The organism is Thioalkalivibrio sp. AKL8 (assembly GCF_000380525.1).
Lineage (GTDB): Bacteria > Pseudomonadota > Gammaproteobacteria > Ectothiorhodospirales > Ectothiorhodospiraceae > Thioalkalivibrio > Thioalkalivibrio versutus.
Genome location: NZ_AQYF01000014.1, coordinates 69,715 through 84,813, shown reverse-complemented (window position 1 = coordinate 84,813; position 15,099 = coordinate 69,715). Strand labels below are relative to the sequence as shown.

Annotated in this window: 9 protein-coding genes and 1 pseudogene; 2 read left to right on the top strand and 8 right to left on the bottom strand. The window is 67.8% G+C overall.

Features of this window, described 5'->3' with window-relative positions; genetic code table 11:
* Nucleotides 1–124 precede the first annotated feature (124 nt).
* The 6 genes from alaS to G335_RS0113365 form a co-directional block, all read right to left on the bottom strand.
* Nucleotides 125–2,734, bottom strand: a complete 2,610-nt coding sequence (gene alaS, locus G335_RS0113390; RefSeq protein ID WP_018177052.1) for an alanine--tRNA ligase — start codon at nt 2,732–2,734, stop codon at nt 125–127.
* Nucleotides 2,735–2,947: 213 nt separating this feature from the next.
* Nucleotides 2,948–3,427: a regulatory protein RecX gene (locus tag G335_RS0113385; protein ID WP_026313031.1), complete on the bottom strand. Its 480-nt coding sequence runs from the start codon at nt 3,425–3,427 to the stop codon at nt 2,948–2,950.
* The gene (gene recA, locus G335_RS0113380) at nt 3,402–4,448 is read right to left on the bottom strand and encodes a recombinase RecA (RefSeq protein ID WP_018144305.1); all 1,047 of its coding nucleotides are present in this window, start codon (nt 4,446–4,448) and stop codon (nt 3,402–3,404) included. Before recA ends, G335_RS0113385 begins: the two co-directional genes overlap by 26 nt.
* A 228-nt stretch (nt 4,449–4,676) precedes the next feature.
* Nucleotides 4,677–7,997 carry a mechanosensitive ion channel domain-containing protein gene (locus tag G335_RS0113375; protein WP_026304850.1) on the bottom strand — a complete coding sequence of 1,107 codons (3,321 nt, stop codon included), beginning with the start codon at nt 7,995–7,997 and terminating at the stop codon, nt 4,677–4,679.
* A 717-nt stretch (nt 7,998–8,714) separates the two neighbouring features.
* Nucleotides 8,715–9,239: a CinA family protein gene (locus G335_RS0113370; RefSeq protein WP_018177050.1), complete on the bottom strand. Its 525-nt coding sequence runs from the start codon at nt 9,237–9,239 to the stop codon at nt 8,715–8,717.
* Nucleotides 9,240–9,246: 7 nt separating this feature from the next.
* Nucleotides 9,247–9,549 carry a PilZ domain-containing protein gene (locus G335_RS0113365; RefSeq protein ID WP_018144308.1) on the bottom strand — a complete coding sequence of 101 codons (303 nt, stop codon included), beginning with the start codon at nt 9,547–9,549 and terminating at the stop codon, nt 9,247–9,249.
* Between the two features lie 579 nt (nt 9,550–10,128).
* On the opposite strand from G335_RS0113365, the gene mutS reads away from it, so the two are divergent.
* On the top strand, nt 10,129–12,726 hold the full coding sequence (mutS, locus tag G335_RS0113360) for a DNA mismatch repair protein MutS (protein ID WP_018177049.1): 2,598 nt from the start codon (nt 10,129–10,131) through the stop codon (nt 12,724–12,726).
* 15 nt (nt 12,727–12,741) lie between these two features.
* Here the strand turns inward: mutS and G335_RS14530 are convergent.
* Nucleotides 12,742–13,370 (bottom strand): annotated as a pseudogene (locus G335_RS14530) (TolC family protein).
* Between the two features lie 166 nt (nt 13,371–13,536).
* On the opposite strand from G335_RS14530, the gene fdxA reads away from it, so the two are divergent.
* Nucleotides 13,537–13,860 carry a ferredoxin FdxA gene (gene fdxA, locus G335_RS0113350; RefSeq protein WP_018168634.1) on the top strand — a complete coding sequence of 108 codons (324 nt, stop codon included), beginning with the start codon at nt 13,537–13,539 and terminating at the stop codon, nt 13,858–13,860.
* 241 nt (nt 13,861–14,101) lie between these two features.
* Here fdxA and G335_RS0113345 read toward each other — a convergent pair whose 3' ends face one another.
* Entirely contained in the window at nt 14,102–15,067 is a 966-nt protein-coding gene (locus tag G335_RS0113345; protein WP_018177048.1) for an arsenic resistance protein, read from the bottom strand.
* Nucleotides 15,068–15,099: the final 32 nt, after the last annotated feature.

Here is a 15,099-nt window from a genome sequence, read left to right as displayed (position 1 = left end):
CCGCCGGGGCCGTGGCAGCCTCCGTCCAAAACCATCGGATCCCGCCGAACCCTCCGGCACCGGGGCTGCCCGCGGAGATCGCCGCGGCGCTACGCGCCTCGCGATGACGGGGATGGACGATCGATCAGGCGCGTTCGCGCACCCAGGCCTCCACCGAGGCCAGGGCCGCGTCCAGCTTGTCCGGGCTCTGGCCGCCGGCCATCGCCATGTCCGGACGGCCGCCGCCCTTGCCGTCGACCTGCGTAGCAACATGGCCCACCAGATCCCCAGCCTTGAACTGGCCGGTCTCGGCCTTGGTCACACCTGCCACCAGGCTGACCTTGCCCTCGCCTGTCGCGGTGCCCAGCACCACCACAGCCTTGCCGAGCTTCTGCTTGAGCTGGTCGACCATGTCGCGCAGGGCCTTGGGCTCCACGCCCTCGACCTTGGCGGCCAGCACCTGGATGCCGTCGACATCCTTGGCCTGCGAGCCGAGGTCGTCGCCGGCCTGGCTGGCCAGCTTGCCCTTCAGCTGCGTGACCTGCTTCTCCAGCTCGCGGGTGCGCTCCTGCAGCTGGGCAACCTTGTCGGCCGCCTCGCCGCGCCCGGCGCGCAGGCGATCGGCGATCGCGTCCAGGTGGCCGATCTGCTCGTCCACCCAGCGCAGGGCGACCTCGCCGGCAACCGCCTCGATACGTCGGATGCCCGCGGCCACCCCGCCCTCGGAGGTAATGCGGAACAACCCGATGTCGCCGGTGCGATCCACGTGCGTGCCACCGCACAGCTCCACCGAGGTGCCGATCTTCAGCACGCGTACGCGATCACCGTACTTCTCGCCGAACAGCGCGACCGCGCCGGACTCCATCGCGGAGTCGATGTCCATGACGTTGGTATCGGTGGCCTCGTTGGCCAGGATTTCGGCGTTCACCTGGGCCTCGATGGAGCGCAGCTGTTCGTCGGTCAGCGGTTCCATATGGGTGAAGTCGAAGCGCAAACGATCCGGGTCCACCAGCGATCCCTTCTGTTGCACGTGGTCGCCCAGCTGATCGCGCAGCGCCTTGTGCAGGAGATGAGTGGCCGAGTGGTGGCGGCGGATGTTCTCGCGGCGGGGGCCTTCCACCGCGGCCTGCAGGGTCTGGCCGCGCTCCAGTGTGCCAGCACGGACCTGGCCTACGTGGATGTGCGCCGCACCCTGCTTGCGGGTGTCGGAGACCTGGAAGCGCACGCCGGAACCGCTAAGCGTTCCGACATCGCCCACCTGGCCGCCGGACTCGCCATAGAACGGCGTGCGGTCCAGTACCACCAGCCCCTCGGCACCGACTTCCAGGCGATCGACGGCCTCGCCATTCTGGTACAGCGCCAGCACGCGGCCCTCGTCGTCCACGGTCTCGTAGCCGGAGAATTCGGTCGCGACATCGACCTGCGGCAGGCCGCCGTCGTCCATCGAGAAGTGGCTGGCCGCACGGGCCCGTGCACGCTGGCCGGCCATGGCGGACTCGAAGCCCTCCATGTCCAACTCCAGCTCGCGCTCGCGCGCAATGTCGCCGGTCAGGTCCACCGGAAAGCCGTAGGTGTCGTAGAGCAGGAAGATGGTCTCGCCGGGGATCACCTTGCCCTCGAGATCGCGCAGGTCCTCTTCCAGGATCTTCATGCCCTTGTCCAGGGTCTCCAGGAACTTGCGCTCTTCCTTTTCCAGGACCTTCTCGACCTGGGCCTGCGCCTCGGCCAGCTCCGGGAAGGCCTCGCCCATCGCGCGCACCAGGTCGCCCACGGTCTGGTAGAGGAAGGCGTCCTGCGCGCCGACCTTGAAGCCGTGGCGCGCGGCGCGGCGGATGATGCGGCGCAGCACGTAGCCACGCCCCTCGTTCGACGGCAGCACGCCGTCGGTAATCAGGAAGGCGATGGAGCGAATGTGATCCGCGATCACGCGCAGCGAGGCGGAATCCTTCTTCGTCGCACCGGTTACCCGTGCGGCGGCCGCGATCAGGTCCTGGAACAGATCGATCTGGTAGTTGGAATGCACACCCTGCAGCACAGCCGCCAGGCGTTCCAGGCCCATGCCGGTATCCACGGACGGGCGCGGTAGCGGGTTCAGCGTGCCGTCCGCATCGCGGTCGTACTGCATGAACACCAGGTTCCAGATCTCGATGTAGCGATCGCCATCCTCGTCCGGCGAACCGGGCGGGCCACCCGCGACCTCCGGCCCGTGGTCGTAGAAGACCTCGGTGCAGGGGCCGCAGGGGCCGGTTTCGCCCATCTGCCAGAAGTTGTCGGAACCGCCGTCAGGGTCGTCGCCGATGCGGATGATGCGTTCGGCCGGGACCTTGATCTCGTCGGCCCAGACCTTGTAGGCATCGTCGTCGGTCTCGTAGACCGTGACCCACAGCTTTTCCGGCGGCAGGCCGATGGTGTCGGTCAGGAACTGCCAGCAGTAGTGGATCGCGTCGCGCTTGAAGTAGTCACCGAAACTGAAATTGCCCAGCATCTCGAAGAAGGTGTGGTGCCGCGCGGTGTAGCCGACATTCTCGAGATCGTTGTGCTTGCCGCCGGCGCGCACGCAGCGCTGGCTGGACACGGCCCGGGTGTACGGGCGCTTCTCGCGCCCGAGAAACACATCCTTGAACTGCACCATGCCCGCGTTGGTGAACAGCAACGTGGGGTCGTTGCCGGGCACTAGCGGGCTGGACGGCACGATCGTGTGTCCGTGCCCTTCAAAGAATTCGAGGAAACTCCGGCGAATGTCGGCGCTTTTCATGCGGTTCCGATAGCAATAGGGTCAAACCCGGAATGCTATCACGCAAGCGCCCCACCCGCGTATTGCCGGGCCCGTCTTCCGGCCATCTTCCTAGTCATTGCGAGGCCCCCAAAAGGGGCCGGAGCGATCGTTTGGGACATGCCCCGCCGCCGGATCCGGTGGCCATGGACACGGATTGCTTCGTCGCGGAGCTCCTCGCAATGACACTGGGTCTCAGGGCTCGTCTTTCCAGGCGGCGAGGGCCTGGTGGGCGACACCGCCGGGGAATCCGCGACCCGCGAGGTGGCGAAGATAGCGGGCCTCGTCCTCGCGGGTCTCGGGCGGGTGGCGGAAGTGGCGTTCGAGCTGGCCACGAGCCTGGTCGATCCAGTCGATCTCCAGGGCATCGATGGCGGCGTTCACGGTGTCGTTGCCGATGCCGTTGTGGGCCAATTCGGCGCGGATGCGCTGTTCGCCGTAACCCTGCTCGGTACGGTGGCGGGCCATGAAGTCCGCGTAACGGGTATCGCTCAGATAGTCGAGCTCGCGCGCACGCTCCAGCGCGGCGTCCACGGCATCCCGTTCGAAGCCGCGCTCACCGAGCTTGCGCGCCAGCTCCAGACCGGAGTGTTCACGCCGAACCAGCAATCGCAGGCCCACCTCAAGCGCAGCCTCGGGGTCGGCCGGGTCAGCCTTGCTCCTCGACCGGGGCATCGACCGGCACGTCCTCTACCGTGGCCTTGTTGCGCTTGGGCAGCAGGCGTTCGCGCAGCGTCTTTTCGACTTCCTCGGCGATGTGCGGGTTGTCCTTCAGGTACTGGCGGGCGTTTTCCTTGCCCTGGCCGATGCGCTCGCCGTTGTAGCTGTACCAGGCGCCGGCCTTGTCGATCAGGCCTTCCTTTACGCCCATCTCGATGATCTCGCCAACGCGGGAGATGCCCTCGCCGTAAAGGATCTCGAAATAGGCCTCGCGGAATGGGGGCGCCATCTTGTTCTTCACGACCTTCACACGGGTCTCGTTGCCGATGACCTCGTCGCCCTTCTTGATCGCGCCGATGCGGCGGATGTCCATGCGCACGGAGGAGTAGAACTTGAGCGCGTTGCCGCCGGTGGTGGTCTCGGGGCTGCCGAACATCACGCCGATCTTCATGCGGATCTGGTTGATGAAGATGACCAGCGTGTTGGAACGCTTGATGTTGGCGGTCAGCTTGCGCAGGGCCTGCGACATCAGCCGCGCCTGCAGGCCGACGTGGGAGTCGCCCATCTCGCCCTCGATCTCGGCCTTGGGCGTGAGCGCAGCCACGGAGTCGACGACCACGACGTCGATCGCGCCGGAACGCACCAGCATGTCGGAGATCTCCAGGGCCTGCTCGCCGGTATCCGGCTGCGAGACCAGCAGGTCGTCCACGTTCACACCCAGCTTCTCGGCGTAGGTCGGGTCCAGTGCGTGTTCGGCGTCGACAAACGCAGCCGTACCGCCGGCCTTTTGCGCCTCGGCGATCACCTGCAGTGTCAGGGTCGTCTTGCCCGAGGATTCCGGCCCGTAGATCTCGACCACACGCCCGCGCGGCACACCGCCGATGCCAAGCGCGATATCCAGTGCCAGGGAGCCCGTGGAGATCGCGGGGACGTCCACCGCCTCCTGATCGCCCATGCGCATGACCGCGCCCTTGCCGAATTGGCGTTCGATCTGCCCGAGTGCGGCGGTCAGGGCCTTCTTGCGATTGTCGTCCACGGTATGCCTCCCGATACTTGCTGCGATGGTTTCCGACCCGTTGCCCAAGACGGGGCGGATACGGGGCCGCAGTATCCCACAGGGCGGGGAGTGACCCAACCCGTGATCGTGCAGGGACAAAGGACTTGCCCAAGACACCCGCGGCGCGGGAGCCACGCCGCCTGGCCCGCGGGCGGGACGCTTGGGTTGGCCCGGGTCACGGCCCCGGGCCAACGAACCGGGCACCCGTCACCGATCCATGGGGTTGCCGGGTTCGTCGGGACCCGCCACCGGGGGCACGGCACGACGCCTCCGGGTTTCGTCGTCGTGCAGGTGAACGTCCATCTGCGGAAAAGCGATCTCGATCCCCTGTTCGCGGAAGCGCTTGATGATCGCGGTGTGGAGCCCGCTCAGCGTGACCAGCCGGTCCGCCATCTGGCAGACGAACACCCGCAGTTCGAAATTCAGCGCGTTATCGCCAAACCGGAGGAAATACACCACCGATTCGGGATCCTCCAGGACGTGCGGGTCTTCGTGGGCCACCTCCAGAAGGGTCTCCCGGACAAGATCGACATCGGACGCATAGCTGACCCCCACCGGGATCACCAGCCGCGTGGTGGTGTCGCTCAGAGTCCAGTTGATCAGATGGTCGGAGATGAACGTCTTGTTGGGAACGACGATCTCCCGGTTGTCCCAGTCGACGATCGTGGTAGCACGGCCCCGGATCTTCGATACCGTCCCGCTGTATTCGCCAACGGTGATGGTATCGCCCACCCGGACCGGGCGCTCCAGCAACACGATCAGCCCGGCAACGAAGTTGGCCACGACCTCCTGCAGACCAAAACCCAGACCGACGGTCAGCGCCGCCACCAGCCACTGGATCTCGCTCCAGCGCAGGCCCAGAAGCGAAAACACCACGATAACCGCCACCACGGCCAGCAGATAGCGCAGGAGCATGGTGAACGTGTAGCGCCCGGGCGCATCCATCTGCGTGCTGCGCGACAGCAGGATCTCCACCAGCCCCGGCAAGTTGCGCGCGGACAACAGAAACAGCAGCCCCAGAAACCCGGCCAGCAACAGATCCTGGAGGGACACGCTGGTGAGGATCTCGCTCTCGCCGATCTCGATCGTGCGCGACCACAGTGTGATCCCGTCCAGCCAGGCCAGGGCCGGCAGGATGTCCGACCACACCCACAACAGTCCCACTACCGTGCCGCCCAGCGCCGCCACCCGCAGCAGCGTGCGGCTTTGCAGATTGACGTCCTCCATGCTCAGCTGCGGCTCGGGGACGTCCAGCCCAGTTTCGCCGCCGCTGCCGCCCTCGGTGACCGCCTCCTGCTCGCGCCGCTCACGGTTCCGGAGCAGCGCGAGCCGCATCTCTCCCAGGACGAGCCACCGGGCCGCCAGGCTGTAACCAAGACCGACAACAATCAGCACCAGCACCGTCCCGATCAGATGCCGCAGGAGCTCGGCCACGGTGTACAGATAACCGGCCAGGGCAAGGGCCGCCAGGCCCACCACCATCACGATCACGAGCCCCCGCAGCAATAACCGGCGGCGCTCGTCCAGCGAGCCGCCTTTCGAACCGTCCGGGACCGGCGCCAGAAGCAGCCAGGCCACCATCGCAAAATTCACGATGACCGCCAGGAGTGCCAAACGGCCATAAAGATCGAATACCTCGTCGCTCGGGTGCCCGAAGGCCAGGGCCACGAACAGGAACAGCAGGGTCTGCACCGGAAGAAACCAGTGCAGGTGACGATACAGACGCGTCAGCAATGGCTCGGGCCAGCCGAAATGCACGGTCCCGACCCCATGGCGGCTGATGAAGAGCAGCAGGAGGTGGCCCGCCATCCACCACACCGAAACCGTGATCAGTGCCAGGGACAGGACCTCCACTGCAAAACCCGGCTCCGGGACCGCATGCAACTGGAATGAGAGAGTCAGCAGCAGAAACGGCACGGGTAAAACGCGCAGCAGACTCCACCCCAGGGCCCGGACGGTGACCGCAATACTGTCCGTGTAGCGGTGACGGGTCGTTTCGGCGAGACGCTCCAGATGCCGGTGGACATTGCGCCCGGCGAGATACAGCAACCCCGCCACCAGCAGAATGAACCCGATGAACCATGGCCGGTGCAGCGTCTGGCGCAGGAATGTCTCCCGCAACTCCGCCCAGGCGGCGGGGTCCACCAGCGCCAGGGTCGCGGCCGGCGCCCGCTCGAACCACGCGACCCCGACCGGGGAATGGCTTGGCCACCAGAGCAACGCTTCTTGCAGGATCCGGTCGAGCTCCGCCACCAGATCGACGACCGCACGCAGCCGCAGGTCGGCCTGGCGCAGTTGTTCGGTCCGCGCCTCCTCGGCATGCAGCTCCGCATTCAGGGTCTGGCGGCGAAGCTCGCGCAAGGCCGCACGGGCCGCGGGTTCCCATTCCGCCACCGGGTCCGCCGGCAGCACAGCCAGACGCTCGCGCAAGCTGATGGTCCGTAACTGCGACTGCGCCAGCTCCCGCTCCAGATCACGTAGCTGGAAACGGACCTGGTCAAGATCGCGCAGGCGTCGCTGCTCCTCCAGGAAGACCCCACCCAGCGCCTCGGTCAGACCACTGATCTCCAGACGTTCGTGGACATGGGACAGGGATTGCGCCAGTTCGCGCTCGACCCGGACCAGCCGGTCACGCTCATACTGCAGGGTGCGGGTCTGTGCCTGGGCCTCTGCGATGCGGTCGAACGCCGCATGCAGTTCCTCGATTTCCTCCGCATGGTGCAGCTGCGCTTCCGGCTGACGCTCCAGCAGGGTACGCAGCTCCGCCCGCAGTTCCTGCAGTTCCTCGCTGGACAGTTCGGTCAACCGGACCTCCAGCCGACTCTGCAGGACACTCTGCCAGCGCGCCTCCAACTCCAGACCGCGGATCAGCAGGCCCCGCGCCTGCATCCGCGGCGGCAGCGAAACGGCATCCAGCTGCGCCGCAAGCAGGCGAGCATCCGCCTGTCGCGCCCGGGCCTCCTGCACGGCTGCGTGAGCCTCCGTCCATTCGACCTCCTCGGGCAGCGGCTGTGGCCCGTCCTCCAGCTCCTGACGCTCCCGGCGCAGGCGTTCCAGGGTCTCCGCCTGAACCTCCGCCTGCTCTTCCAGTTGCGCGTGCAGGATGCGCTGGTCATCGAGTTCCGCTTCCAGTCGCTCGCGGTCGCGCCCCACCCGTTCCAGCTCATCCTCGATGCGGCGGATCGAGACCTCTTCGCCCAGCCCGGCCGGGAATGCCCCGACCCCGTCCAGACCCTGTTCCAACTCGCCCAGACGCTCCGGCACCTCCCGGGCGGTGGTCGCACGGTCCAGCGCTCCCCGCACTCGCTCCACGGCCGCCTGCTCGTACTCGCGGGCCTCCTCCCACAGTGCCCGTTCCGCTTCCGCCCGGTCCTCGTCAGCGCTGCGCGCCTCGAGCTCGTCCAGCGGACTGGCCTCCAGCCACTCCTCCGCTGGCTGGGTATCCACGGCTTCCAGAAGCTCGGGGAGACGGTCGCGGAAAACGGCCAGATCGGTCTCCAGGGCCGCCACTTCCGCCGGGCTGACCACCACCGGCGAGGATGACTCCGGATCCGCGTCCGCCCCGGCCAGTGGACCGGCCACCAACCACAACAACAGGGCGATCCCAAGAAACGCGAGCCGCCACGTCCGGCGGCACTTGTTGCATCCGTCGATCCTTCTCATGATCTACCTGTCCGCGAACCCGCCCGCCGTCGACTTGCGATCCCGCCCCGCCCGGCATACTCCGCGCGTTCCGGGGCATACGACCTCCGTATGCACAACATATACCGTATACCGCGTCGCCCCGGTTCGCCTGCCCGGTTCTGTGACTGCGTTAATCCCGGAGCGGTATCCCCGACCGCGATCCCGGCGGCCATGCAACCCCGACGCTGCGGAACGGACGCCGGCACACACCCGCGCAATCGGGCACCCCCGCCCCGAACGCGGCCCACCCAGGCGTGGCCCCGCACACGTTCCGGCGCGGGGTTCAGGACGAAATTCGGGGTCTGTGAGCCAGTTGGCTTGCGAGGATCAAAGGGGACGAATAGCGTTTCCTGCGAGCACCTCCTCCCCTGTGTGCTCGACGCCCCGTGCCTCCAGAGGCCGGGGCGTTTTCATTGGCGGGGCCCGTGTGCCCAGGAGACTCCAGGCGCGGCCCGCAGGCGTTACGACTCCCTTGTGCCGAGTGACTGCACGGCGGTCACCGCGCCTTGTTCGCACGCAAGATCGACTCGCGCGCGAACGGGTCCCTTGATCAGGGTTTCCCTAGTGCGCCAGCAGCTCGCCCAGGGCATGCAGCATGGACTGCAGGCGGACCTCGTGGCGTTCGCCATCGAAATGGCAGGTCTCGACACGGGCATCCTGGCCTCGCTGTTGCCAACCGAAGCAAACCGTGCCGACCGGCTTGGCGTCGGTCCCGCCCCCGGGCCCGGCGATTCCGGTGACCGAGAGCGCGTGATTCGCCCCGCTGCGGGCCAGCCCACCCTCGACCATTGCACGGGCCACCGCCTCGCTGACGGCGCCGTGTTGCTCGATCAACTCGGGCGGCACGCCAACCATCGCGGTCTTGGCGGCGTTCGAGTACGCCACCCAGCCGCATTCGAACCACTGCGAGCTACCCGGGATATCCGTCATCGCCTGCGCGATGCCGCCGCCGGTGCAGGATTCCACGGTGCACAGGCGTTCGCCCTTCGCCATCAGGCGCTCGCTCAGGTCATAAACCAGGGCCGACAGGCTCGGGGCGTCGGACTCGCGGAGGGTCAGGAGGGTGGTGCTCGATTCTGCCGTCATGGCGCGATCATCCCTCCGGATCGAAGGCGACCGCAACCCGCCAGCCGTTGCCGGATGCGCCCTCGACGGGGGCGCAGCGCACCACGCGGCCGTGGCGCTCAAGACCCTCCAGGCGACCGTCCGGGCTTGGCACCGAGACCGTAATGCCCACACCGGCATCGGTCTCGCGCTGCGCCACAAAGGCGCAACCCATGGCGGAGAGGTCCTCCAACTGCACGCTGATGGACTCGCCACTGGAGCGCCAGGTGACGCGCGCCGCCGTGCTGACCTGCATCCGCCGGTGATCGCGCCGATCCTCTTCCCCGATCATGCTCGCCTCCTCCCTGACATCGCGTCGCTTACGCTGTCCCGAGTGTGGCACAACTGCCGCACCTGACCCACCTGCCATGTCGAGCACTGCATCCGTATACTGCGCGTCTGCCCGGATCGAGCGCCGGCGAACCGATGAGCACCGCCGCCCATACGCCGATTCGATGTCGCATTAGCCGGGCAAATCGGCGGCAGACCGCACCACACAACGATGCCAGCCGCGCGAGTGTCTACCCCGCTACTCGAGGGCGTTACGAGGGCGTTATAAGCAGGGGTGTGGAACGTTAGTTGGCCTGCTTGCGGTCCTGATGTGCGCCGGATAGCGTGACTGAAGAGCACCACCCCCCTGTGTGCTCGGCGCCCCGTGCCTTCTCCCCCTGAGAGGCCGGGGCGTTTCTCGTTGGGGTACGGAGCCCGCACGGGAGCACCGGGGGGGGTGCCAACCGATGCCGCCGCGCGCGTGATACCGTGCGCGGCGAACCACCGAGCATTGGACAAATGTCTGATTGCAAATCCCGATTTTTTGGACAGCCGCTAACAAGTGACTGACAAGACGCCACTTTCCGCACACACCCCGATGATGCAGCAGTACCTCGGTATCAAGGCCGAGTACCCGGATACGCTGCTGCTCTACCGCATGGGTGATTTCTACGAGCTGTTCCATGATGACGCCGAGCGCGCCGCGGGACTGCTCGATATCACCCTGACCCGGCGTGGCGAATCGGCCGGACAGCCGATCCCCATGGCCGGGATCCCGGTGCACACGCTGGAGAGCTATCTCGCGCGCCTGCTGAAGCTGGGCGAGAGCGTGGCCATCTGCGAGCAGACCGGCGCTGTCGGAGAACAGAAGGGCCCGGTCAAGCGCGAGGTCGTGCGCATTGTCACCCCCGGTACGGTCACCGAAGAGGCCCTGCTGGAGGCCCGCAGCATCAACCGGATGGTCGCGGTGTGCCCCGCCGGCTCGGCCGCGATCAAGGGCCGCAAGGAGGGCTACGGGATTGCCAGCCTGGAGTTCGCCTCCGGCCAGTTCCGCCTGCTGGAGGTGCGCGACGCGACCGAACTGGCCGCCGAGCTGGCACGGCTGGACCCGGTGGAATGCCTGATCCCCGACCAGGCCGCGCCCATCCCCGGGATCGAGGGCTTCGCCCCGCAGCGCCACGCCGACTGGCATTTCGACGGTGTCTCCGCCCGCCGGGTCCTGACCACGCACTTTGGCACCCGGGACCTCTCCGGCTTTGGCTGCGACGGCCTGGATCTCGGCATCGCCGCGGCCGGCGCCCTGCTCGCCTACGTGCAGAACCGCCATCGCGGGGATCTCGCGCACATCACCGGCCTGGCGCACGAGCTGCGCAGCCAGATGCTGGTGCTGGACCCGGCCACCCGCCGCAACCTGGAGCTGACCCGCACCCTGGGCGGCGAACGCCACGGATCCCTGCTGGCCCTGCTGGACACCACCCGCTCGGCGATGGGTTCGCGCCGGCTGCTGCAGTGGCTGCACCAGCCACTGCGCGACCGCGCCATCATCCGCGAGCGCCAGACCGCGATCACCGGACTTCTGGAGTCGGGGGCCACCGCGCCCCTGCGCGAGGCCCTGGCCGGCAGCGCGGATGTCGAACGCATCCTGTCGCGTATCGTCCTCGGCAGCGCACGGCCGCGCGACCTGACCGCCCTGCTCGCGAGCCTCGAACGCCTGCCGCCCCTGCACCAGGTCCTGACCCCGCTGGCCGCCAGCGCGGCCTCCCTGCAGGCGCTGTACGACGCCCTGGCCCCGGAAGACGAGCTGAGCGCGACCCTGGCCGCCGCGCTGGTCGAGGAGCCACCGCTGCGCGTCACCGACGGCGGCATGATCCGCGCCGGCTTCGATGCCGAACTGGATCGCCTGCGCGCACTGGAGAATGATGCCGACTCGTTCCTGCGCGAGATCGAGGCGCGCGAGCGCGAGGCCACCGGCATCCCCACGCTCAAGGTCGCCTACAACCGCGTGCACGGCTACTACATCGAGGTCTCGCGCACGCGCTCGGCGGAGCTGCCCGGGCGCTTCATGCGCCGCCAGACGCTGAAGAACGCCGAGCGCTACACCACCGAGGAACTCAAGCGCTTCGAGGACGAAATCCTCTCCGCCCGCGAGCAGGCCATGGCCCGCGAGCGCGCCCTGTTCGACGGCCTGATCGCCGAGCTCCAGGGTCGCGCCCCGCGTCTGCGCGTGATTGCGGACGCGCTGGCCGAACTGGATGCCCTGGCCTGTCTGGCCGAGCGGGCCAGGCGCCTGGACTGGCACTGCCCGGAACTGGTGGAGAACCCCGGCATCCGCATCGAACAGGGTCGCCACCCGGTGGTGGAGGCCGGCCTGGATGCGCCCTTCGTCGCCAACGACACCGAGCTGGATCCCGAAGAGCGCCGCCTGCTGGTGATCACCGGCCCCAACATGGGCGGCAAGTCCACCTACATGCGCCAGACCGCGCTGATCGTGCTGCTGGCCTGCATGGGCAGCTTCGTTCCGGCCGCGCGTGCACAGATCGGGCCGGTGGACCGGATCTTCACCCGCATCGGGGCCTCCGACGACCTGACCTCCGGGCGCTCCACCTTCATGGTGGAAATGACCGAGGCCGCCAACATCCTGCACAACGCGGGCCCCGAGAGCCTGGTGCTAATGGACGAGATTGGCCGCGGCACCAGCACCTTCGACGGCCTCGCCCTGGCGCTCGCCTGCGCCGAGCGCCTGGCGCGCCACAATCGCGCCCTGACCCTGTTCGCCACGCACTACTTCGAGCTGACGGCGCTGGCCGAACGCGAGCCCGCGGTCGCCAACGTGCATACCGATGCCATGGAACACGAGCACAGCATCGTGTTCCTGCACCAGGTCCGCGAGGGGCCGGCCAATCAGAGTTACGGCCTGCAGGTAGCGCAACTGGCCGGGGTACCGGCCGATGTCCTGAAGCTCGCGCGCCAGCACCTGCGCGAGCTCGAGGACCGCGCCGCCGAGAGCGACTCGCCGCAACTGGGGCTGTTCACGCCCAAGCCCGACCCGGCCAACGTGGCCGTACCCGAACCCGAGCCGTACGAAGCGGAGGCACGCGCCCTGAAGGCCCTGTTCGACACGCTGGATCCGGACGACATGTCCCCTCGCGAGGCCCTGGATGCCCTCTATCGGATGAAAGACGCCCTGCGCGAAAAGTAGCCGCTGCGTCGAGGGTCAGTCGTCCGGATCCGCGGGCGTGACCGCCTCTTCCTCGGCATCGTCCGGATCACCATCTTCCAGCACATCCGACGGGATCGCCGCGCTGTCCCAGCCGCCACCCAGCGCACGGAATAGCGTCGCGGTGGCCGCCAGCCGATCGCGCGAGGCCTCGGTCAGGGTCAGGCTCGCATCCAGCAGGGCGCGACGCGCGTCCAGCACCTCCAGATAGCCCACGAAGCCGCCGAGATAGCGCCGCTCCGCCAGGTCAAGGACCTCGATCCGGGCACGCATCTCGCGCTGGCGTGCCTCCACCCGCTCGCCTCCTGCCCAAACAGGGCCGCCAGATTCAGGCTCGGCAACCATTCGGCCCGCGCCTGCACCACACGGGCCGCGGCGATCCCAGCGTCGAGGTCGTTCTCCAGGGCGTCGCGCACTAGGCGGTCGAGCCGCGGGTCCTCGAACCTCTCCCACCAGAACTCGGCATCGGCGGAGTCCTTGTCCATCTGCTCGCCAACCGCCCCCGGCCACGCCTCCGGGAGGGCGACCTCCGGGCGCTCGCAGTCCGGCCCCACCGCACAGCCCGCCAGCACGAGGGCCACACGGGGACGCCACCGACCCATCCCGTAAAGGCTGTTGCAGCCCATCGGATCCCGAAATGACGCCGGCCCGCGCCCGGGATTCACGACTCCGGTGGTGGAGGCGTTACAATGCCGCCATATCCTGTCGGCAGGGCCAGGGACACGTGCCGCCGCGACCATGACCGGGCCTCAAAAATCCCGGTCAACTGACTGAATTCAAAGGGAGACAAGCATGGCTTTCATCGTTCTCGATAACTGCATCAAGTGCAAGTACACCGATTGCGTCGAGGTCTGCCCGGTCGACTGCTTCCATGAAGGACCGAACTTCCTGGCCATCGACCCCGACGAATGCATCGACTGCACCCTGTGCGAGCCGGAATGCCCGGCCGAAGCCATCGTGCCGGAGGACGACGTCCCCGAAGACCAGCTGCAGTTCATCGAACTGAACGCCGAACTCGCCCGCACCTGGCCGGTCATCACCGCGCGCAAGGACCCGCCGGCCGACGCCGAGGATTGGGACGGCGTGGAAGGCAAACTCCAGTACCTGGAACGCTAACCCCGGCAAGACCGGTCCCAGCCAGCCGCCAGCCTGGAGCTGCGCCACCACCCGGGGAGCGGCTCCTCCACTGGCCCCGCGCAACGCCCACCCGCCCTGCTACGCACCCGCGCCAGGAAGTGCTCGATGCGCGGCCGCCTCCGCTGACGGCCGCATCGTCCCGCGGGCGGCCCTGCACACCATTGATGATCGACCCAGTACGGGAAGACCCGACGACGATCCGGGGCTCGGAAGTGCCGCCTCAGGCGGCAGGGCGATCGGGGAACAGGTGGCAGGGAATCCACCACAGGTACACCATCATTCCGATCAGCTCGACCAGGGACTGGAACACCACCACGACCACGGCGAGTTCCAGCCCCTGCGGCAGGGCGAGCGCGATGGGCAGGACCACGAAGGAGTTGCGCGAGCCGAGGCTGAAGGCGAGCACCCGCCCTTCGGCCACCGGCAGGCCGAAGGCCCGGGCCAGCGCCCGCGCCAGCAGGGCCGCGACCACCAGGAAGCCGGCGAAGATCAGCAACAGCGGGAACAGCACACCGGCACCGTCCAGCACCGTGTTGAATTGGGAGGCCGCGATGATGAACACCACCACGGCCAGCAACGGGACCGGCAGCCAGGCGAGGCCCGAGATCAGGTGTCCGCGGCCGGGGTCGTCGTCGGCCCAGCGTTCGGTCAAGTACGCCAGGATCAGCGGGACCAGGATCAGGCCGGAAAAGGCCTTCAGCACGTCCTCGCCGGCCAGCGCCAGGGTGAATTCGCCACCGAAGAACAGCCACAGATAAAGCGGCAGCAGCGCCAGCTGCAGCAGGAGCGAAATGGGGGAGAAGGCGATGGCCCGGCGGGTATCGCCGCCGCCGAGATGGGTAAAGGTGATGAACCAGTCGGTGCAGGGCACCAGCAGCACGAGGGCGATCCCCAGCAGGATCGCCGGATCGCCCGGCGCCACCTGGAGGATCGCCCAGACCAGCGGCGGGATCACCACGAAATTGCCGATCACCGCGGCCAGCAGCAAACGCGGCTCGCGGAACCCCTCACCCAGGTGGATCAGCGGCGTCTGCGTAAATGTGGCGTACAGCAGCACCCCGAGTACGGGCCAGAGCACCACATCCAGCCACTCGCTGGCCCCCGGCGCGGACACTCCCAGGAAAAGCCCCAGGGCGATGGTCACCAGGTAGATCAGGACCTGATACTGCTCCAGCCGCTCACGCATCCGCGAACGCGGCTCGGGCACGACACAAGGCG